This is a genomic window from Solirubrobacter pauli (genome assembly GCF_003633755.1).
Classification (GTDB): Bacteria; Actinomycetota; Thermoleophilia; order Solirubrobacterales; family Solirubrobacteraceae; genus Solirubrobacter; species Solirubrobacter pauli.
The window spans coordinates 3,234,541-3,254,628 of sequence record NZ_RBIL01000001.1; the positions used below are offsets into that span (position 1 = coordinate 3,234,541).

Sequence of the window (20,088 nt, forward strand, 5' to 3'; positions counted from 1 at the left end):
TGCTAGGCCGCTCGGCCAAGGGGTCGTTGACACCTCGACGACGGGCTGACAGGGTCCGGGCCAGCGAAGTCCTACGTTCTGTAGTCGTACGGGGGTGCGGGTATGCGGGGGAAGCCTCTGGCGATGGCATTGGGGATGTCATTGCTCTTGTCCACGGGAGGCGCGGGCGATGCGTCCGCGAGCGGCATCGGCGAGGAGCAGTTCCAGCCGAGCGTGACGTACGACCTGTCGGTCACCGACGCCGAGCGGGACGCGATCCACGCGGAGGTCGAGGCGTTGGCGGGCCGCATCAGCGACGCGCGGGCGGGGGACGGCACGTACGACCCGCTCACGCTGGTCGGGGCGATGCTGGACGGAGCGACCTACGACTCGATCTCGCGGGGCGGCACGGCCGCGACCGCGTATCCGTTCCCGGTCAGCAACACGGCGGCCAACCAGAACGAGTACGACCGCAAGGTCGCGAAGCTCGCCTGGGTCGTGAAGCTGGCGAAGGACCTGGGATTCCCGGTCGTCGTGCAGCGCCAGCCCGACAAGTACGTGTACGCGGAGATCGGCGATCCGGACGCTCCGGAGATGGTCATGGCGTTGAGCCATCTGGACTCGCCGACGGCGTCGGTGACGGCCGCCCAGCTCGCGCGCTGGCGGGACCCCTTCGGCAACCTCGGCACGCCCGGCGCCTACCACTCGTCCTACGTCAAGGACGGCTGGGTCTACGGGGCGGGCCTGCAGGACGACAGCGGCCCGACGCTCGCGACGCTGCTCGCCGCCAAGGCGATGCTCGAGGCGGGGCTGCCCATGGATCGACGCGTCCGCATCGTCATGGGCATCTACGAGGACGGCGGTCCCGGCACGCCCACGGCGGCGAACACCGCCACCTTCCAGTCGATCCCGTACAACGCGAACCCGAGCTTCTACGACAACTGGGCCTACAAGAACCTCAACCGGGAGGAGACGCCGGTCGCGGCCTACACCTCCGACTCGCGGTTCCCGGTCATCGTCGGCAACTCCGGGTCGGTGACCCCGTCGGCGTCGATGAGCCTGTCCGCGGACGCCGGCAAGGCGTTCCGGTTGACGGACGCCAGGGCCGGCGTGACGTTGCGCGAAGGTGACCCGACGCTCAAGGACATCGCGTACGGCAGCACCACCCAGATCGCCTCGCGGGCCATCTTCACCCTCGACGTGACAGGGGCGGACGCTGCGGCGCGGGACCGGTTCGCGGCGGCGGTCACCGCGGCCGCGACCGCGAAGGGCTGGCTCCCCGCGGCTCCCGGCACCACGCCCAAGGTGCAGACGACGATCGCGGGCGACGCGCTCACGCTCGAGGTCAACACCGACGTCGCGATGGAGATGCCGACGCCGCAATACGGCAAGAACGCCGTCGTCTGGGGGATGTTCCTGCTCTCCAAGGCGCTCGACCCCGGCCTGCAGCTCAAGCAGGCCGCCGACGGCATCACCGACCTGTTCTTCCGCGACGGGGTCGAGGGCGAGGCCTACATCGGCAAGTACATGGGCATCCCCGCGAGCCTGCTGCGCAACCCCAGCAACGGCACGCCGAACCTGACCTTCGCCCTGATGGGCGGCATCAACTCAGAGACGCCGACCAGCTTCTACACGGACGCCACCGGCAGCCTCAGCATCCCGCTGTTCGTGCGCAGCATGCACGTCACCGCGGCCGACTCGGCCCAGGCGACCGCGGCGGTCACGGCCGCCTTCCAGGCGAAGGGCTTCACGCTCGGCGCCCTCGGCTCGCCGATCGGCGCCGGGCTGTACGTCACGCACGACAACCCGCTGACGGCGCTGCAGTTCGGCAGCTACCGGGCCACGATCGACCATGAGCCGGCGGCGTTCGCGGACCCGTCCGCGCTGCGGGACGTCACCTACCCGCAAGGCACGACCGGCGGCACCCTGGCCAGCAACTTCCGCAACAAGATGACCGCGTTCGGCGCCGTCATCCCGGGCAACGAGCGCTGGTGGCACACGGCCAACGAGCGGATGAAGGTCGACTCGGCCGTGCAGATGACGAAGATGATGGCCGACGGCATGCTGGAGATGGCCCGGTACTCGGGCCCGGCCGGCGCCCAGTTCATGTGGGCGGGCATGCCGGGGCTCAACGCCGACCGGGCGGACCTCGACCTGCTCGACGTCACGATCGGCACCTTCAAGGACGCGTCGGCCGCGGTCGGCAAGAGCCAGTTGGGCTCGCGGGCCCTGCTCGGTGCCACCGCGTTCAACATCCCGATGTGGAACGGGCGCGGCAACTCGGCGCCGACGGCGGCGGCGTTCGCGCTCGGGCACGCCGCGGGCGGGGTCTACCTGCCCCTGAACGACCCGGAGTACCTGAGCACCACATACGTGGCGCCGATGCGGTTGGAGTTCAAGGTCGAGCGCCCCGAGTACATGCGGGACGCGGACTGGGCGACGTTCGTCGCCCGCGGTTACGGCGACGTCACGTTCAACCTCCTGGTCGGCGACAAGGTCGTGCCGCTTACGGTCCCGGCCGGGCAGAGCGCGGACAAGTACTTCTCCTCGCGCGTCTCGGCCACCAACCCCGACGCCCTGTACCTGTCGGTCAACCTCGCCGTCACGGACGCGCCGTACGAGGGTGTGAAGCCGGTCCTCGCGGATTCCAAGACGGACCTCTACACCGTCAACCCGACCTACCTCGCCTCGAACCCCGACCCGTTCCCCGGGCGCGGCGCGGTCAAGCAGCGCGGCTTCTTCCAGTTCGGCGACGGGACCAAGAACGCGGAGTTCTCCTCGCCCGACGCGGTCTACGTGACCGCTTCGAACTGGATCGCCGACGAGGAGCAGACGACGGTCGGCGGCACCGTCCCGGCGACGCTGTCGCTCACCCTGGGCGCGCCCGCCTCGTTCGCCCCGTTCGTCCCCGGCGTGGCCGACGACTACGTCGCCACGACGACGGCGAGGGTGACCTCGACCGCAGGCGACGCGACGCTGAGCGTGTCCGACCCGGGCCATCTCACCAACGGCGCGTTCTCGCTGCCGCAGCCGCTGCAGGTGGCGTTCTCGAAGTCGACGTGGACCGGCCCCGTGTCCAATGACGACGTGACGGTCACGTTCAAGCAATCGATCGGCGCCAACGACGCGCTGCGGACCGGCACCTACAGCAAGACGGTGACGTTCACGCTCTCCACGACCAACCCCTAGGGCGCGGCGACGCCACGGTCCAGCCGACTCGGCTGGGCCGTGGGCGCGCCGCGAGCACGAGCAGCAGCGCGAGCGTCGTCAGCGCCGCGCCGGCCACCGCCGTCGTCGACGGCGAGGCCATCAGGAGGACGCGACCGCCGAGCAGGCCGCCGGCGGAGATGCCGAGGTTGAAGGTGGCGTTGACCACGGCGGGCGCCGTGTCGGCGGACGTGGACGCGGCGCGGTGGGCGAGGGTCTGGAGCAGCGTGGGGAGCGAGCCGAACGCCGCGCCCCAGACGAGCATGGCGATGACGACCGCGCCGACGGGCCGCCCCGGGACGCCGAGTGCGAGCAGCGCGGCGGTCGTCATGGTCACGGCCACCAGCAACGCCCTTCGTGGCTCGCGGTCGGCGACGGCGCCGGCGACCCAGAGACCCAGGGCGCCCGCGATCCCGTAGCCGAAGAGGACCAGGCTGACCGAGGCCTCGCCGATGCCGGCCGCCGTGAGGATCGGGCTGGCGTAGGTGAAGGCGGTGTAGTGGCCGAGCGTGAGCAGGCTGATGACCGCCGCGACGAGCAGCACGGGACGCTTGCGGAGCGTGCGCAGCACCGGCTCGGAGGCTGTCGTGGCCGGAGGTGGGGCCGACGGGAGCAACACCGCCATCAGGGCGGCCAGGATCAGCAGCACCAGCGCGATCGCGGCGAACGACCAGCGCCAGCCGATCGCCGTGCCGAGCGCGGTCCCGGCGGGGACGCCGCCGGCCAGGGCGAGCGTCGTCCCGGCGTAGACCCAGGCGGCCGCTCGTCCCGCCCGCTCCATCGGCACGAGTGAGACGGCGGTGCCGATGGTGACGGAGAAGAAGCCGGCGTGGGCGAACCCGGCGAGCAGGCGGGCCGCCACGGCGACGGCGTAGTCGTCGGCCAGCGCGAACGTCGCGTTGCCCACGGCGTAGGCGACCAGCAGCACCCAGAGCGCTCGCCGCCGCGGCCAGCGGGCGAGCAGGCCGGTCAGGGGCAGCGAGGCGCCGGCGACCACGACCGCGTACACCGACACCAGCAGACCGACGGACGCCTCGTCCGCGTGCAGGCTCTCGCCGATCGCCGGGAGCAGGCCGACCGGCAGCACCTCCGAGGTGACCGCGGCGAAGACCCCGAGGGCGAGCAGGGTGAGCAGCACGGGGACGGGCGTCCGGGACGCGGGAGCGTGGTCGCCGGGAGTCATCCAGCGCATTTTACTCCGCAACGGAGGATATTCTCATGGTGAGATGGCGGCGGTGTCCGACCACACGCAGACGCTCCTCTCCGCGGTGCACACGCACCCGGGCCTGACGCGCGCCGAGGCCGGCCGCCGGTTGCGGATCAGCAGCGGGCGGGTCGCGGAGGTCGTCGCCGGGCTGGTCGACGCACGGCTCTTGACCGAGGGACCGCCGCTCGCGACCGGTGGCCGCGGCCGCCCGACCCGCCGCCTGAGCGCCCACCCGGAGGGCCCGATCGTGCTGGCGGCCGTCCTCAGCCACGAGGAGTGGCGCGTGGACGCCGTCGAGCTCGGTGGCGTGACGGTCGCGCACCTGGCCGGACGCCACCCCACCGGACCGGCGCAGGCGGTCCTCGGCACGGTCGCCGACGCGGTCGCGCAGCTCCGAGCGCGCCTCCCCGGCCGAGTCCGCGCGCTCGGGATCTCTGCTCCCGGCCTCGTGACGGACGAGCGCTTCGTGGACGCGCCCGCGCTCGGCTGGGAGGGCGTCGACCTCTGGGCCCTGTGGCCGGACGGCGACCTCGTCGTCGCCGACAACGACGCCACGTTGAGCGCGCTCGCGGAGGCGTGGCGCGGCGCGGCGACCGGCGCACGGCTCGCGCTGCACCTGCGGATCGACGCCGGCCTCGGCGGCGCGCTGGTCGAGGGCGGTCGGCTGATCGGGGGCGCCCGCGGGGTCGGCGGCGAGTTCGGCCACATGCCGCTCGGCGACCCGGCCGTGCGGTGCCCGTGCGGCGCCCACGGCTGCTGGGGCACCGCCGTCGACGGCAGCGCCCTCGCCCGCGCGCTGGGCGACCCCTCACCGCACGACCCCGTCACGTTCGCCCACCGGGTGACCGCCCGCGCCCAAGCGGGCGAGGCCGACGCGCGAGCGGCGGTCGGCGCGGCCTCGCAAGCGCTGGGCAAGGGCATCGCCGGGCTGGTCAACGCCCTCGATCCCGACGTCGTCACGGTCGGCGGCCTCGGAACGGACCTCCTGGCGATCGCCGGCGAGGACGTCGACGCGACCTACCGCGACGGGCTCATGCGGGTTCGCCGGGAGACGCCGACACCGGTGGTGCCGGCCGCGCTCGGCGAGGAGGGCCCGGTCGTCGGCGCCGCCGAACGCGCCTGGCAGCGCCTGCTGGCGCGCCTGCCCTAGCGGCGATCGTCGGATCAGCGGGGGATGAGCACCTTGTTGATGACGTGGATGACGCCGTTGGAGGCCTTCACGTCGGGCGTCGTGACGCGCGCGCCGCCGACGTAGACCTTGTCCGCGCGGACGCGGACGTTGACGCGGTCGCCGTTGAGCGTCTTGATCGACTTGCGCTTGACGACCTTGGACGCCGTCAGGTTGCCCTTGGCGACGTGGTAGAGGAGGACGGCGCGCAGCTTGGCCTTGTCCTTGGCGAGGGCGTCGAGGGTCTTCTTCGGGACCTTGGCAAAGGCGGCGTCGGTGGGGGCGAAGACGGTGAACTTGCCCTTGCCGGAGAGCGTGTCGACGAGGTCGGCCTGCTGCAGCAGTGACGCGAGTGTCTTGAACTGGCCGGCCGCGACCGCGGTCTCGACGATGTTCTTGTCGGCCGCCGCGCCCCGGTCGACCTTGACCGCGGCGGACGCGGAGCCGGCGGCGGTCAGCACGACGGTGGTGGAAGCGGCGAGGGCGAGGATGCTGCGGAACGAACGCATGTGGACTCCTTGAAGCGAGGGCCCGTCCGGCGGGGAGGTTTGCCAGTCACGGGCTTGGACAAGATCTGTACAGCTCCTATACGAGCGTTGCCGCACGATCGGATGAGCAAGTCGTGTCCACCTCCTGTTCTGGTTCTGTATAAATCGCTCGTGCCCGGCGACGGCCTCCTGCGAATCGGCGAGCTGAGCCGGCGCTCCGGCGTGAGTCCCGAGCGGCTGCGGGCGTGGGAGCGGCGCTACGAGCTGCTGCGGCCGACGCGCTCGCCGGGCGGTCTGCGGCTGTACTCGCAGGCCGACCTGGCTCGTGTCCGCCTGATGCGCCGGCACCTCGACACCGGGCTGGCGGCGGCGGAGGCGGCCGCGCTGGCCAAGCAGGACGAGGTCGCGGCGCCGACGCCCCCGGCTGCGCTGTCGCCCGAAGCGCTCCGCCACGAGCTCGCGGACGCGTTGGACGGCTACGACGAGCCGCGCGCGCAGGCGGTGCTCGATCGCGTGCTGGCGGCGATGACCCTCGACGCGGCGCTCGGGGAGGTCGTCCTGCCGTACCTGCACGAGCTGGGCAGCCGGTGGGAGCGCGGCGACGCGACGGTCGCGCAGGAGCACTTCGCCTCCACCGTCCTGCGCGGCCGGCTGCTCGGGCTCGCCCGCGGCTGGGGTCTGGGTGGCGGTCCCGTCGCCCTCCTCGCCTGCGCGCCCGGGGAGCGCCACGACCTCGGGCTGATCGCCTTCGGACTCGCGCTGCGCGCCCGCGGCTGGCGCATCGTCTTCCTCGGCGCGGACACGCCGGTCGAGACCACCGCCGCCGCCGGTGACGAGCTGCAACCGCACCTGATCGTCCTGGCCGTGGTGAGCATCACGCTGCCGGAAGCGGTGTCGCCGGCGCTGCGCGCGCTCGCCCGCCGGCACCGGCTGGCGCTCGCCGGGCCCGCTGCGCCGGAGGTGGCCGGAGCGCTCGTCCTCGCGGGCGACCCGATCGCCGAGGCGGCGACGCTCACCGAGCTGATTGCCTCGTAGGCAAGACGCTCAACTCGTCGTCAGCGACCGCCGCGGGGGCGCGCGGGGCTGGCAATCGTGAGCGCATCCGGTGCGTACACCGGCGTGCACTCGTGACGGAGGCGCGAGCGGCATCTAGCTTCGGGCCGTGGGATGGTCGCTCGCGTTCACCGCGCTGGCCCTGATCGCGGTCGCGGCGGTGTCACGACGGCTGTCGGGCACGCCGGTGACGCCGGCGATGGTGTTCGTCGCGCTCGGGCTGCTGGCCGGCTCCCTGGTCGTCGACGCGATCGACGTCGCCGACACGGAATCGGCCGTGCGCACGCTCGCGGAGGCCACGCTCGCGCTGGTCCTGTTCACCGACGCGTCGCGGATCCGCCTGCGTCAGCTCGAGCGCGGCGCGCGCTTGCCCGAGCGGCTGCTGGGCATCGGGCTCCCGCTCACGATCGCGCTCGGCGCGCTCGTCGCCGGCCTCGTCTTCGACCAGCTGACGGTCGGCGAGGCGTTGATCCTGGCGGTCGTGCTGGCGCCGACCGACGCCGCGCTCGGGCAGGCCGTGATCGGCCATCCGCGCGTGCCGCAGGACGTACGCCAGGGGCTGAACGTCGAGAGCGGGCTCAACGACGGGATCTGCGTCCCGCTGCTGTTCGCCGCGGTGGCCTTCGCCGACGTCGAGTCCGACCTGTCCGGCGGCCACAGCGCGTTCGTCCTCCTGATCGAGGAGATCGGCTGGGGAGCGGTGGGCGGCGTGGCCGCCGGGCTGCTGATCGCCGCCGTCCTCCGCTACGCCGGCGGGCGGGGGTTGATCACGGAGCCGTGGCGCCAGGTCGTCCCGGCCGCCGGCGCCGCGCTCGCCTACGGGACCGCCGTCGCGCTGGGCGGGTCCGGCTTCATCGCCGCGTTCGTCGCCGGAGCCACCTTCCGGCTCGCCCTGGGCCGGGACCCGGAACCGCTCAACCGCCTCGCGGAGGAGGTGGGCGACGTCCTCAACGGCGTCACGTTCGCGCTCTTCGGCGCCGTCCTGCTCGGCCCGGCGCTGCCGGAGTTGGACGGGAGCATCGCGCTCTACGCCGTCCTGAGCCTCACGCTCGTGCGGATGCTTCCGGTGGCGATCGCGCTGCTCGGCACGGGCGCTCGCCGGGCGACCGTGGGCTTCGTCGGCTGGTTCGGCCCGCGCGGGCTCGCCTCGATCGTGTTCGCGGTGATCGTCGTGGAGGAGTCAGCACTTCCGCACGAGGACGTCATCGTGACCACGGTCTACTGCACCGTCGGGCTGTCCGTGCTCGTCCACGGGCTCACCGCCGCACCCCTCGCCGACCGGTACGCGCGCCCCGGGCCGGCACCGGCCCGGGGCTCCGATCCGCCCGCTACGGGGTCGTCGTGGTCAGCGTGAAGCGCACGCGCGTGCTGTAGCTGCCCTCGAGCAGCCGGTCGGTCTCCTTGACGAGCTGCTTGAACGTCACGTCCACGCGCTCGTTGGCGATCGGGTCGCTCCAGGCCGACTGCGAGAGCTGCACGCGCAGCGGCTCGGGCAGGACGGCCGCGCCGTTGGCCATGTGCCCCAGGTCGCTGACGATGAGACGCGTGCCACGGATGGTGGAGGTCGCGGTCAGGTACGTGCTCGCCGTGTAGTCGCGCTCGACACCCGGGATGAAGGCGCCGAAGGTCGCCGGGCCGCCGAGCGTCAGCGACAGGGACTTGGGCACCACGACCGCGAGGACGTCGAGCTCCTCCTCGACGGCGTCACCCGGGGTGGGGGTCGGCGTCGCGGTGCCGATGGTGAACTCGAGGCTGCGCTCCGCCTCGACGTTGCCGGCGACGTCCAGCGCGCGGTAGCGGACGGTGTGGGCGCCGGGCGCGGAGAACACCGGCGGGCTGCCCGCCGCGTACGTGGTCCAGGTGCCCGTCGCGTCGTACTCGATGCGGCTCACACCGCTGCCCGCGTCGGTGGCCGCCAGGCGCACCGTCACCGGGCCGGTGCCCTCGCGGGTCGCGGTCGTGACCGGCGCCGTCGTGTCGATCCGGACGTCGATCGCCTTGATCGGCTCGACGTTGCCGCGGACGTCGGTCGAGCGGTACGCGACGGACGCGGTCGTGGCGACGGTGAACGGCCCGGTGTAGGTCGTCCACGGCCCGTCGCCCACGCGGTGCTCGAGCGCGGCGACGCCCGTGCCGGCGCCGTCGTCGGCGCTCAGCGTGACGGTGACCGGCGCGCTCGTGTGCCAGCCGGAGGGACCGGCCGCGGGGGACACGGACGCGGTCGACTGCGGGGCCGTGTCGTCGAGCGAGAAGTCGCACACGCGGAACCAGTCGAAGCGGGCGAAGCCGTTGGGGTTGTTCTCGCCGCGGAACGTGCCGAGGCCGACCTGCAGCGGGAGCGTGGACGTGTCGACCGTGAAGGCGCTCAGGAACTCCGTCCACGCCACGCCGTCGAGCGAGTAGTGCGTGCGCAGCGTCTGCACCGGCCCGCCGCTCGAGGTGAGGCGCAGGAACACGGTGTCCGGCACGGCGCCGGTGATGTAGCCGGCGTTGCCGTTGCCGAGCCCGCTGGTGGAGCTGGCCACGGTGAGCTGGCGCTCCAGCCACCAGGACGGGCGGGAGGGCGCGCTGGCGTCGGTCGTGCGCGCGTTGACGGCGATCTTGGCGAAGCGGTTGGCCCCGCTGCCTTCGGCCTGCCAGAGCACGAACCCGACCTGGTTGCTCTGCATCTTGGCGTCGGTCATGTCCAGCTTGGTCGTCGCCGTCCACGGGCCGCCGGTCGGGGCGGGCTGCAGGAACAGGTTCGTCGCCGACGCGGTCGAGCCGGAGAGGTCGCTGTTGGTGCCGTCGAAGCGGAGGTTGAGCTTGCCGCCCGCCACGGAGTAGCGCGCCGCCGTGGGACGGCGGACCGTCCACTTCGGGTCGACCGCGCCGCCGTCGAACTCGTCGCTGCTGGAGGCCGCGCAGGAGGCGGGCGTGCCCGGCAGGCCGGCCGTCGTGAAGCGCACCGTGCCGGCGGCCGAGGCGTTGCCGGCGCCGTCGACCGCGCGGTACTCGATCGCGTGCTCGCCGTTCGTGTAGACCGTGAACGGGCCGGCGTAGACGCTCCACGGGCCCGCGCCGAAGCGGTACTCGACTCGGTCGACGTCAGAGCCGCCGGCGTCGGCGCCCGTCAGCGTCACGCGGACCGGTTGGCCGTAGGTGCCGCCGGGGCCCGGCGCGGCCGGGTTGAGCGCCGCCGTCGCGGTCGGCGCGACCGCGTCGAACCGGATCGCGCGCGACCGGGTCGACTCGACGTTGCCGGCGGCGTCGGTCGAGCGGAACTCGACGAGGCGGCTCGCGGAGACGGTGAACGGCGCCGTGTACGTGATCCACGCGCCGCCGTCCAGGCGGTACTCGGTCTTCGCGACGCCACCGGCGTCGGTCGCCGTGAGCGTCACCGTGACCGGGCCGGCCGTGTGCCAGCCGCTCGGGGCGGCCTCCGGAGCGACCGCGATCGTCGTGGTGGGCGCCTCGACGTCGGTCCCGGCGGGCGCGAGGCCCTTGAGCACCTGGTAGAGCTCGGTCTGGTCGAGCGTGCCGAGGACGTTCGCGGCCTGCGGGCCCTTGGCGGCGATCGGGACCTCCGTGCCGGTGTGCCACTGGCCGGCGGTCGACGTGCCGTAGCCGACGCGCATCGGCACGCCGTCCGCGGTCTGCACGGTGCCGTAGACCTTCGACTCGCCCGGGCGGACGATCTGGGTCGCGTGCCCGTGGTCGGAGGTGACGACGATCAACGTGTCCGGGTGGGTGCGCTGGTACTCGAGCAGGACCTCGAGCGCCTTGTCGGCCTCGGCGACCTGGCCGAGCGACCCGCACAGGTTCGCGTCGTGGGCGGCCTTGTCGGTCTGGGCGCTCTCGACCTGCATGAAGAAGCCGTTCGGGTTGTCGACGAGCTCGAGCGCCTTGGCGGTCATCTCGGCCAGCGTCGGCTGATCGCCGCGGCTGTTGGCCTGGCAGCGGTAGGTGGTCGAGCCGCTGCCCGCGGCCGTGGCCACCAGCGGCGCGTACCGGGTGGTCATGTAGCCGCTCGCGAACAAGCCGAGCACCGGGCCGCCCGTGAGCGAGTCGATCCCGGCGAGCGCCTGCTTGGTCGCGACGTCCCGGTAGCCCAGCGTGCCCGTGGCGCGCGTCAGCAGCGTCCCGCCGGCGTCGACGTTCTGCGTGAAGCGCGCGCGGCCGCCGCCCAGCAGCACGTCGATGCCGTTGTCGACGAGCTGCTCGGCGATCGAGCCCTTGCCGCCGTTCGCCTTGCGGGCCGCCGGGCACGAGCCCATGTCGGTCGGCCCCTGGCAGGAGCGGTTGTTGATCGAGGCGCCCATCGCCGCGGGGGTCGCGTCGGTCAGGTCGACGTCGCTGATGTTGGCGGTGCGCTTGCCCGCGGCCTTGGCGTCGAGCATCACCGAGCGCAGGTCCTCGCCCGGCACGCTCAAGGCCGTGCTCGGGCCCTGGCCGATCCGGCCCTCGATCGTCTTGCGGCCGGTCGCCCACGCGGACGCCGTGGCCGCCGAGTCGTTGACGTAGTTGATGCCGTGGTCGGGCCCGGCGCCGGGCAGCAGGCCGTGCGTGGTCATCTGCCCCCAGAACGGGAGCCGGTCGAACAGGAAGCGCCCGTCGGCGCCGACCTCGTAGTTGCGCGCCGCGGTCATCAGCTGGTGGTCGAACCCGTCGAGCAGCAGCACGACCGTGTTCTTGGGCTTGGCCGCGCTCAGCGACTCGCGGATCTCGTCGGTGCGCTCCGCGGGCGCGGCGGGCGCGAAGCCCTTCAGCAGCGTGTGCAGATCCGTCTGGTCGAGCGTGCCGGTGACGTTGGCGGCCTGCGGGCCCTTGGCGGCGATCGGCACCGACGTGCCGGTGTGCCACTGGCTGGTGCTCGAGGTGTTGTAGCCGACGGTCAGCGGGTCGCCGTCGGCGGTCTGCAGCGTGCCCCACGCCTTGGCCTCGCCGGGGCGGACGATCTGGGTCGCGTGGCCGTGGTCGGAGGTGACGACGATCAGCGTGTCCGGGTGCGCGCGCTGGTACTCGAGCAGGATCTCGAGCGCCTTGTCGGCCTCGGCGACCTGGCCGAGCGACCCGCAGATGTTGCCGTCGTGCGCGCCCTTGTCGGTCTGCGCGCTCTCGACCTGCATGAAGAAGCCGTTGGGGTTGTCCACCAGCTGCAGGGCCTTGGCGGTCATCTCGGCGAGCGTCGGCTGATCGCCGCGGCTGTTGGCCTGGCAGCGGTAGGAGGACGAGCCGCTCCCGCTCGCGGTCGCCATCAGCGGCGCGTACCTGGTGGTCATGTAGCCGCTGGCGAACAGGCCGAGGACGGGGCCGCCGGCGAGCGAGTCGATCCCCGCGAGGCCCTGCTTGGTCGTCACCTCGCGGTAGCCGAGCGTGCTCGTCGCGTGCGCGAGCAGCGTGCCGCCGGCGTCGACGTTCTGCGTGTACCGGGCCCGGCCGCCGCCGAGGACGACGTCGAAGCCGTTGTCGACCATCTGCTCGGCGATCGAGCCCTTGCCGCCGTTGGCCTTGCGGGCGGCCGGGCAGGAGCCCATGTCGGTCGGGCCCTGGCAGGAGCGGTTGTTGATCGAGGCGCCCATCGCGGCCGGGGTCGCGTCGGTCACGTCCACGTCCGTGATGTTCGCGACGCGCTTGCCGGCCGCCTTGGCGTCCATCATCACCGAGCGCAGGTCGGTGCCGGGCACACCCAGCCCGCTGCTCGGGCCCTGGCTGATCCGGCCTTCGATCGTCTTGCTGCCCGTGGCCCAGGCCGAGGCGGTCGCCGCCGAGTCGTTGACGTAGTTGATCCCGTACGTCGGGCCGCTGCCGGGCAGCAGGCCGTGGGTGGTCACGTTGCCCCAGAACGGGAGGTCGTCCATCACGAAGCGCCCGTCCGCGCCGAGCTCATAGTCGCGCGCGGCGGTCAGCAGCTGATGGTCGAACCCGTCGAGCAGGAGGACCGCGACGTTGCGCGGCTTGGCGTCGTCGAGCTGCGCCGCGACGTCAGGCGTGCGGTCGACCTTCGTCGCCGCGGACAGTGGTACGACACCGACAGCCAGCACCGACGCCAGGGCAGCGACCAGCGCCGCGGCTCGCTTCGCACGCATTGCTCTCTCCTCGACACTAAGTGCGTCAGCGGAACCGACGCGTTCTGTGCTCCTCGAGGCGGAACCTACCGGAACGTTTCACAAATCGTTCACAACTTCGGTCCAACGGCGGAGGAAGGGGACGGTCTGAGCGTGCGCGGCTACGGCTCGCGCGGCTGCCGCGCGGGGATCGTCGTCAGCTGGGCGAGCAGCTCGCCCAGCTGGTCGAGGTGCACGATGTGGTCGACGGCGCTGTCGCGGTGGATCGTGGCCGACGGCATCGAAAACGCGCGCGAGGAGGCCTCGTCGGTGGCCAGCACCGCACCGCCGAAGTGGTGGACCGCGGTGGCGCCGGTGGCGCCGTCGTGCCCCTGGCCGGAGAGCACCACGGCGACCGCTCGCGGGCCGGCGGCGACGGCGAGGGTCGTCAGCAGCAGGTCCGCGGAGGGGCGGCTCGGCGGGAAGGCGCCCGACGGGATGAGGGCGATGCGCAGATCGCGGCCGACGAGGATGTGGCAGCCGGGAGGGGCGACGAGCACGCGCCCGGGCGCCGGCGTGTCGCCTTCGGCGGCCGCGCGGACGTCGAGTGCGCACGCGCGGCCGAGGATCGCCGGCAGCGAGCTCCCTTGATCGGGCGCCATGTGCAGGAGGACGATGAAGCTCGCGGAGATCGTCGGCGGCAGCGGGGCGAGGGCACGCGTGAGCGCGTCGATGCCTCCGGCGGAGGCCACCAGCGCGATGATCGGCCAGTCGCCGTCCGTGCGCTCGTCGCTGGGCATGCCGCCACTCTGTCACGAACGCGCGAGCGGGACGCTCAGGTGGTGCGCTCCACGCGCTCGAGCGTGCAGTCCGGCCAGCGCTCACGCAGCAGGGTGGACAGCTCGTCGGCGGCGGCGTGGAGCGCGTCGACGCCGAGCCCGTCGAGCCGGTCGAACACGAAGAACGCGTTCGTGCTCTCCTCGGTGAGCTGCGTGCGGCGACCCTGGCGCCAGTTCCAGCGCCGGCACGTGACGCCGGCGTCGTCACGCCAGACGATCTCGCCGGCGGCGAGCGCCTCCACGTCGCTGCCGTCGCCGCGCGGGTCGAACGGCTCGCCACCTTCGGTGATCGTGAGCTGGAGCGCGCCCTGCAGGCGGTCGGCGTCCTCGCCGCCGAGCGGGACGACGTGGCGGACGCTGACGGCGTTGTAGAGGTCGACGAGCACGTTCACGCGCGGCAGCTCCTGGCCCTTCAGGACCCGCGTGATCAGGGCCTCGGCCGAGCTGGGGTACTTGCTGGGCTTGGAGCGCGACGTAGTCGGGGTGCCGCGCGTGGACGACGCGTCAGCGGGTGGCGCCCGCCACCGAGGCGAGCGCGGCCCCGACCACCGCCGCGTCCTCGCCCAGGCGGGAGACCACGACCGTGGGCCAGCGCTGGTCGCTGCCCAGCACGCGGCCTTCCAGCTCGTCGCCGATCGCCGGGACGATCCACGGGGCGAAGGTCGCGAAGTCACCGCCGAGCACCAGCGCCGGGGGCGCGATCAGGTTGACGACGCCGGCGAGGGCGATGCCGAGCCAGCGCCCGCAGTCGGCGAGCGCGGCGAGCGCCCGCGGCTCGCCCGCCCGTGCGTATTCGAGGAGGTCGAGGACGTCGCCGCCGGCCAGCCCCGCGTCGCGCAGCAGGGAGGCGCGCTGCACGTACTCCTGCAGGCAGCCGCGGCGCCCGCAGACGCACCACCGCCCCCGGTGGTCGACGCAGACGTGGCCGAGCGCGGCGAGCGTGACCCCGTGCACGTGGTCCGCCTGCACCTGGCCGTCCGCGATCACGTGCGCGGTGACCTCGCGGCCGCCGGAGATGTACGCGCAGTCGGGCACGCGGGCGCCGAGTGCGCTCGACAGCTCACCCAGGGCGCCGAGCGCGCCGGAGCTGTCGACGGCGATCGGCAGCGGCAGCCGCGCCTGGAGCGTGGCGCGGACCTCGCGCTCGATCCAGCCCAGCTCGTCGGCGACGGCGACGGTCGCGCCCAGGAGCGGCAACCCGAGCCGGCGGATCTCACGGATCACGGCCTGCGCCATGTCGGCCAGCTCGTCCAGCACGAGCTCGGGGCGGCGTACGTGGCTGAGCGTCGCGACGGCGGACCGCGCGTAGATCCGGCCGGCCGCGTCGGCGACCACGACCGTCAGGCCGTCGCCGCGAACCTCCAGGCCCAACCCGATCGGGGAGTCCGGCGCCGGCTCGACGGTTCGTTGCACCGGACAACGTATTAGCACGGATTGTCTGACAATCACCCCGCTTGTGCGGGGGACACCGGTGCGCGCCCGGTGTCCCCCGCCCAGATCACGGCGTCGTCGTCGACAGCGTGAACGTCACGTCGGCGCGGTAGCGGCCGGTGCGGAGCGCCTCGGCGGCGTCGATCCGCTGCTTGAACGCGACCGCGAACGTGTCGTTGCTCACCGGGCCGGCCCACGCGGTCCGCTCCGGCGCCACCTCGACCGGATGCGCCAGCCGGAACGGGCCGTTGGCCAGCGTGGCCGACGACACGGCGAGCGCCGCGTCACCCGCGCTCGAGGTCACGGTGGCGCGGGTCGAGGCGGTGTACTCGTCCGCCACGCCGGGCGTGAAGGCCCCGAAGTCGGCGGACCCCTCGAGCGTCAGCGACAGCGTGGCCGGGACCGTGCCGCCGACCGGCGCCGTGACCTTCGGGGTCACGAACGTCGACCCGATGTCCTCCGACGCCGTGAGGACGTCGTGGCCGAGGAACTCGGCCTTGACCGCCCGTGTGCCCGTCGCGGAGCCGGCCGGGACGGAAGCGGAGGCCACGCCGTCCTCCACGTACACCGTCTCCTCCCACCCCGGCGCGGAGAGACGGACGCGCCCGCCGACCTCGTAGCCGTCCGCCGCGCGCACCGTCACGGTGGCCGTGACGGCATCGCCCTGCGGGACGGTCGGCGCGGACAGCGCGAGCTCCGTCGTCGTCGCGACGGCGGGGCTCGGGCTGCCGAGCACGCGGTTCCACTCGCGCAGGGTCAGCGGCGTCACCGTCCCGTGGCGGACGGTGCCGGTGTTGGTGAAGCGCGGCGTCTTCGGCGTCCACACGGGCGCCTCGATGTCGGCGCTGCACGACAGCTGGTAGCCGCCGCCGTTCGTGTAGCGGTCCGCCCAGAAGTAGAACTGCGACGGGCACGCCGTGTCGCCCGGGTTGGCCTTGAACACCACCGGCCCCTCGTACCCCTGGTTGGCGACCCACGTCGGCCGGCCGATGCCCGGCGCGACGGGCGTCCAGTGCGACAGGTCCGCGTCCCGCAGGTCCGTGTGCTTCTCCGAGAAGATGTCCGAGCCGGCGTTCCCCGCCTCGTTCTTGGTGAAGCGGTAGTACTGCGCTCCGACCTTGATCACGGTCGTGTCGATCCGCGACAGCGGGTACGGGTCCTGCCACACCTTGGCCGGGGCGAAGGTGCGGAAGTCGCGCGTCGTCGTGTACCACATCTGCTGGTTGCCCGGGTTCGTCCGGTTGACCGGATCGCGCCACATGGCCTGCGCCCAGAAGACGACGTAGGCCTGGATCGAGTCGTCCCAGTAGGCCTCGGGCGCGAAGGCGTTGCCGGCGTTGTCGGGCGCGACCTTCACGTGCCGCTGCGGCGACCAGTTGACGAGGTCGTGGGACTCGAAGACCTCGATGTGCTGGGTGTCGTTGATCTGGTAGTCGCGGTTGCGGTTGAACCAGTTCAGGTCCGTGGCGATCATGTAGAACGTGTCGCCTTCGGGCGAGCGGATGATGAACGGGTCACGCAGTCCCTGGTCACCGAGCTGCGAGACCAGCGACGGCCGACCGCCCGCCAGGCCGACCCAGTCGAGCGCGCTGTTGCCGGTCGAGATCGAGAAGCGCAGCTGCTCGCCGTCGGCCGTGCCCTCGCCGGTGAAGTGGCCGAGGAAGTAGCGCTCGGGGTCCTCCGCGCGCGGCTTGGCCTTGACCGTGGCCGTGAACGTCTTGGCCTGGGTCGCCGAGCCCTTGGTGACGGTCGCGGTCAGGGTGACCGGCACGTCGGGGCGCCCGTACGCGGGTCGGGTGACCTCGCCCGTCGGCGTGATCACCCACGGCGTCGCCGCCCAGGTGATCGTCGACCCGAAGCGGCCCGTGGCCGGCAGCGTGAGGTGGCCGCGGACGTCGTCGAGCCCCGCGAGCGCGAGGTCGGCGTGGTCGCGGGCCACCGCCTGCGGGTCGTCGAACTCGGCCGGGACCGTGATCTCGATCGTCCGCGTCGCGACGTCGTGGCCCTTGGTGAGGCGCGCGGTGAGCGTCGCCCGAGCCGCGCTCCGCCCGCGGGCGGGACGCGTGATGACACCCTTGGCGGTAACGACCGCGGGATCGGACGTGCTCCAGCTGATCCGCGAGCCGGCCTCCGAGCCGAACGCCGGCAACGCGAGGTTCTCGACGACCGCGCTCGTCAGGCCCAGGTCGAGCGCGGCGGCGTCCGCCCGGGCGCCGTCGGCACCCGCGAGCCCCGACAGCGCGATCGTCTCGTCGGGCGTGAGCGCCCGGTCATACACGCGGAAGTTGCGCAGCGTCCCGCGCAGCGCGTAGTGCGTCGGCACCTGCGAGCGGCCGAGGAAGTTGCAGTTGGTGCCCGCGGCGTTCACGCTCGGCGCGACCGTGAGGTTCGTCGTGCGGCCGATCTCGACTCCGTCCTCGTAGAGGATCCCGGTCCAGCTCGTGCCGCCGGCGTTGCGCTGCTGCGTGTAGGTGAGGTGCTTCCAGACGCCCTCGCGCAGGCCGTAGGTGGCCGAGCGCTGGACGCTCGCGCCGGTGGTCGGCGTGGTCGCGCTCAGGCCGGTGCGCAGCCGCCCGGTCGCCGAGCCGAAGATCGAGCCCGCGTAGGCGCTGTTGGCCGTCGCCTCGCAGCCGGTCTTGCGGCCGAAGCTCCACAGGTGGTGGTCGCCGACGTTGGCGGGGTCGACCCGGATGTCGTAGTCGACGCTCACCTCGGTCATCCCGGCCGTGATGTCGTCGGGCAGCTTGACGTGGGCGCCGGTCAGCGAATCGGCGTAGCGGTCCGGGTTGAGCACGAGGCCCGCGCCCGTGCGCCGTGCGCTGTCGGGGTTGACGAGGGTCGCGTCACCGGCCGCGCCGGCCGAGCCCGAGTCGGCGAGCTTGGTGCCGTCGGTCTCGTCGAGCTTGTAGAAGTGCACGAGCCCCGTTTCGAGCTGGCCGGGCGCGACCGCCACCCGCTGCTTGACGGTCACGGGGAAGGTCCGGGCGTCCGTCAACCCGCGGTGGGTGAAGGTCGCCGTCAGCGTCGCGTGCGCGTCGCCGTCGCCGGCGGCCGGGCGCGTGACCTCACCCTGCGCGGTCACCACCGCGGCGTCGCTGGTGCTCCAGGCGACGCCCGGCGCGGACGGCAGCGACAGGTTGCGCGTGAGCGCGCTCGTGTCGCCGAGGTCGACCGACGCCGCGAGCTCGGCGAGGTTGCCCGGAGCGGACGCGTCGGAGAGCGCGCGCACCTCGTTCGCCGCCAGCGCCTTCGAGTACACGCGGAAGTCCTTGATCCGGCCCCGGAACTGCTGGCCGGCGGCGGTGCTCGAGCGGCCGATGAAGCCGGCCGCCGACGTCAGGTCACGCGGCCGCACCGTCACCGCCGCGTTCGTGGTCATCAGCGCGCCGTCCTCGTAGACGCGCAGCTCGCCGGGGGTGGCGGCGTCGCCGCCCTTGAGCGTCACGGCGACGTGGATCCACGTGTTCGGCGTCAGCGACACCGGCGCCGCGGCCGTCTGGGGCAGCGGCGCGACGCCCGGACCCGTGACCGTCGCCTGGTGCGGCGTGGTGCCCGAGCCCGGCGTCGCGGTCAGCGTGCCGCCGTTGTCCGCCGTCCGCCCGAAGGCGAACACCGGACCCTGGGTGGTGCTGGAGAGGCGGATGTCGTACGCGACGGTGACGTCGTCGAGGCCGGCGAGCAGGCCGTTCGGCAGCTGGACGGCGGGTGCGGTGCCGCCGTTGCCGCCGGGCAGCGTCAGCCCGCGTCCACCGTTCCAGACGGTGGCGGTGGTCCCGTTGACGATGGCCGCGTCGCGCCCGTTGCCGGAGCGGTCGTTCACCGTCGTGCCGGCGGTCTCGTCGAACGGGTAGTGGGCGACGAGGTCCTGGGCGGTGGCGGGCGCGGCGGTGAGCAGCGCCGCGGCGACCGCGAGCCCGAGGGCTCGCGGCGCACGCGTGGACAGCAGGTGGCGCATCCGCCTATGGCGCCGTCGTCGACAGGGTGAACGTCAGCGTCTTGGCGTAGGCGCCCGTGCGCAGCGGCTCCGTCGCGCCGATCGACTGCCGCAGGCGCAGCGTCAGCGCGTGGTTGCTGACCGGCCCGTCGTAGGTGTGGAGCACGCGCGGCGCCGACCCGACCGGGCCCAGCTCGCCCGTGCCCGCGACCTGCAGCGGCTGGGTGAGCGCGAACGCCCCGTTGACCAGCCGGCCGGCGGTGGCGGACGCCGGGTCGGTGACGCTGAGGGCGGCGTCGCCGGCGGTGCTCGTCACGGTGGCGGTGGTGGTCGTGTCGTAGTCCTGGGCGACGCCGGGCACGAACGTCCCGAGCGACGCCGACCCCAGCCCGAGCGAGAGGGTGGCGGCGACCGTCCCGCCGGCCTGCTGGTCGACGACGTTCGCGAGGTCCTCGGTGGCGACGGCGACGTCGACCGGCGCGCTCGTGTGGAAGCCGTCGCTGACCCGCAGCTGCAGCGAGTAGGTGGTCAGCTCGTCCAGGAGCTGCGGCTTGGCGACGCGCAGGACGCCGGTGCTGGGCTCGACGGTGAAGATCCCGTCGGGGTTCCCGCCGCTGATCTGCCACGTGAATGTGCGCAGGTTCGGGCGTGCGATGGCCGACGCCCAGTCGTCGGCGACGACGGTGCCGACGGACGGCGCGTGCGCGTCGCCGACCGTGAAGCGCTGGTCGGGGCGGATCACCGGCGCGACCTTGC

Annotated in this window: 10 protein-coding genes and 1 pseudogene; 4 read left to right on the forward strand and 7 right to left on the reverse strand. The window is 73.2% G+C overall.

Annotated features, from left to right (window positions below):
* Window positions 1-135 precede the first annotated feature (135 nt).
* Window positions 136-3,168 (forward strand): M20/M25/M40 family metallo-hydrolase, encoded by a 3,033-nt coding sequence (locus tag C8N24_RS15220; protein WP_170179117.1) that lies wholly within the window; start codon window positions 136-138, stop codon window positions 3,166-3,168.
* On the opposite strand, the gene C8N24_RS15225 is transcribed toward C8N24_RS15220, so the two are convergent.
* Complete coding sequence (locus tag C8N24_RS15225; protein WP_170179118.1) at window positions 3,143-4,369, reverse strand: MFS transporter; 1,227 nt, start codon at window positions 4,367-4,369, stop codon at window positions 3,143-3,145. The genes C8N24_RS15220 and C8N24_RS15225 overlap by 26 nt on opposite strands.
* Before the next feature lie 43 nt (window positions 4,370-4,412).
* On the opposite strand from C8N24_RS15225, the gene C8N24_RS15230 reads away from it, so the two are divergent.
* Window positions 4,413-5,543, forward strand: coding sequence for an ROK family transcriptional regulator (locus C8N24_RS15230; RefSeq protein WP_121251117.1), 1,131 nt, complete (start codon window positions 4,413-4,415; stop codon window positions 5,541-5,543).
* 14 nt (window positions 5,544-5,557) lie between these two features.
* Here C8N24_RS15230 and C8N24_RS15235 read toward each other — a convergent pair whose 3' ends face one another.
* Entirely contained in the window at window positions 5,558-6,070 is a 513-nt protein-coding gene (locus C8N24_RS15235) for a fasciclin domain-containing protein (protein ID WP_121251119.1), read from the reverse strand.
* Window positions 6,071-6,220: 150 nt separating this feature from the next.
* Between C8N24_RS15235 and C8N24_RS15240 the strand changes: the two genes are divergently transcribed.
* Together C8N24_RS15240 and C8N24_RS15245 are read left to right on the forward strand one after the other, a co-directional pair.
* Window positions 6,221-7,084: a MerR family transcriptional regulator gene (locus C8N24_RS15240; protein WP_170179119.1), complete on the forward strand. Its 864-nt coding sequence runs from the start codon at window positions 6,221-6,223 to the stop codon at window positions 7,082-7,084.
* A 127-nt stretch (window positions 7,085-7,211) separates the two neighbouring features.
* Window positions 7,212-8,456, forward strand: coding sequence for a cation:proton antiporter (locus C8N24_RS15245; RefSeq protein WP_121251123.1), 1,245 nt, complete (start codon window positions 7,212-7,214; stop codon window positions 8,454-8,456).
* Here C8N24_RS15245 and C8N24_RS15250 read toward each other — a convergent pair.
* The 5 genes and pseudogenes from C8N24_RS15250 to C8N24_RS15270 all read right to left on the reverse strand — a co-directional run bounded on the left by C8N24_RS15250 (window position 8,431) and on the right by C8N24_RS15270 (window position 19,353).
* Complete coding sequence (locus tag C8N24_RS15250; RefSeq protein ID WP_121251125.1) at window positions 8,431-13,170, reverse strand: alkaline phosphatase; 4,740 nt, start codon at window positions 13,168-13,170, stop codon at window positions 8,431-8,433. The two genes, C8N24_RS15245 and C8N24_RS15250, sit on opposite strands and share 26 nt — an antisense overlap.
* Window positions 13,171-13,310: 140 nt before the next feature.
* On the reverse strand, window positions 13,311-13,928 hold the full coding sequence (locus C8N24_RS15255) for a chemotaxis protein CheB (protein WP_121251127.1): 618 nt from the start codon (window positions 13,926-13,928) through the stop codon (window positions 13,311-13,313).
* A gap of 35 nt (window positions 13,929-13,963) precedes the next feature.
* Window positions 13,964-14,419 (reverse strand): annotated as a pseudogene (locus C8N24_RS33970) (B3/B4 domain-containing protein); the annotation flags it as partial.
* A 52-nt stretch (window positions 14,420-14,471) separates the two neighbouring features.
* Complete coding sequence (locus C8N24_RS15265) at window positions 14,472-15,380, reverse strand: ROK family protein (RefSeq protein ID WP_170179120.1); 909 nt, start codon at window positions 15,378-15,380, stop codon at window positions 14,472-14,474.
* Between the two features lie 85 nt (window positions 15,381-15,465).
* On the reverse strand, window positions 15,466-19,353 hold the full coding sequence (locus C8N24_RS15270; protein ID WP_121251133.1) for an immunoglobulin-like domain-containing protein: 3,888 nt from the start codon (window positions 19,351-19,353) through the stop codon (window positions 15,466-15,468).
* Window positions 19,354-20,088: the final 735 nt, after the last annotated feature.

Bases quoted from the DNA above. Each gene is read 5' to 3' on its own strand.
- C8N24_RS15220 (WP_170179117.1), top strand. From the start codon at position 136: ATGTCATTGCTCTTGTCCACGGGAGGCGCGGGCGATGCGTCCGCGAGC.
- C8N24_RS15225 (WP_170179118.1), bottom strand. From the start codon at position 4,369: ATGACTCCCGGCGACCACGCTCCCGCGTCCCGGACGCCCGTCCCCGTG.
- C8N24_RS15230 (WP_121251117.1), top strand. From the start codon at position 4,413: ATGGCGGCGGTGTCCGACCACACGCAGACGCTCCTCTCCGCGGTGCAC.
- C8N24_RS15235 (WP_121251119.1), bottom strand. From the start codon at position 6,070: ATGCGTTCGTTCCGCAGCATCCTCGCCCTCGCCGCTTCCACCACCGTC.
- C8N24_RS15250 (WP_121251125.1), bottom strand. From the start codon at position 13,170: ATGCGTGCGAAGCGAGCCGCGGCGCTGGTCGCTGCCCTGGCGTCGGTG.
- C8N24_RS15255 (WP_121251127.1), bottom strand. From the start codon at position 13,928: ATGCCCAGCGACGAGCGCACGGACGGCGACTGGCCGATCATCGCGCTG.
- C8N24_RS15270 (WP_121251133.1), bottom strand. From the start codon at position 19,353: ATGCGCCACCTGCTGTCCACGCGTGCGCCGCGAGCCCTCGGGCTCGCG.